At 47.9% G+C, this 1,002-nt stretch carries 1 protein-coding gene and 1 pseudogene; one reads left to right on the forward strand and one right to left on the reverse strand.

Features of this window, described 5'->3' with window-relative positions:
- On the reverse strand, positions 1 to 157 hold a 157-nt coding region (locus tag A0J57_RS25765), incomplete at its 3' end, for a recombinase family protein (RefSeq protein WP_161942158.1).
- A gap of 93 nt (positions 158 to 250) precedes the next feature.
- Here A0J57_RS25765 and A0J57_RS26260 point away from each other — a divergent pair.
- Positions 251 to 1,002, forward strand: a pseudogene (locus tag A0J57_RS26260) (hypothetical protein); the annotation flags it as partial.

Here is a 1,002-nt window from a genome sequence, read left to right on the forward strand (position 1 = left end):
CTACAATATCTAGCATTTTGTGCAGCTCTGGTCGTTCCCACTTGGTGCCAGAGATTTTCTCTTGGAAAATCTTTTTGCAACCAGCTTTCCGGAGTGCCGTCAATTGCATATCCAGATTCTGCTCTTCTGTGGATACTCTTGCATAGCCAATCTTCACTGCTGTTCCTTTATTAGAAAATATGTAGCGAAACTAGTGGTGAAACTGTTTGAATTTTGATTATTATTTTCGCTACACGAAAGAATGCTCTTCTTGAGCGAGGAAACCAGTGTAGCGAAACTCGTAACTTTTGCATATAGGAGCGACATGGGCAACCAAAAGTTAGCGTATGCAGATTCTGCCTTGGCTATGTCAAAGCTTCTTGCTCGTTATTTCGCAGGAGAGGCCACTGTAAGCGAGATTGCCCGGGAGGCAAAGCTCAGCACACGCTCCGTCTGGCGCAAGATTAAAGCGGTTGATACTGAGGGGCTAAAGGGCCTTCACCGTGCTGGACGAAGCGATAAGGGCGGGCGAAGACGCCTAAGCGCTGAACTGCAGGTGGTCATTGAGGGGCTCTTTCTGAAGACACCAAAACCAACAGTCACATGGGTTTGGGAGCAGGTAGTTGAAGCCTGCACAAAAAATAAATTGCAAGCACCGTCGTATTCGCTCGTTGCACAAGTCTGTCGACAATTAGACCGCAGACTGAAAGTGCTCGCTCATGATAGCGAAGAAGCCTATGAAAAAGAGTTCGATCAAATACTGCGCAGGCAGGCAAAGCGCCCTAACKAGATGTGGCAGGCTGACCATAAAGAGCTGGATATCTGGGCGGTCGATGAATACGGCAGGATTGGAAAAGTCTGGCTGACAGCCATAGCAGACGATTTTAGCCGCGTGGTAATGGGCTATTTCTTGGGAATTGGAGCAGCTAATTCCATGCGAATCGCTCTTGCTATGAGGCAAGCCATCTGGAAGAAAGATGATCAGAGGTGGCCTGTTAACGGTATTCCGGAGATCCTGTATAC

Origin of the sequence: Sphingobium sp. 22B, from assembly GCF_001580035.1 — a bacterium.
GTDB lineage: Bacteria > Pseudomonadota > Alphaproteobacteria > Sphingomonadales > Sphingomonadaceae > Sphingobium > Sphingobium fuliginis.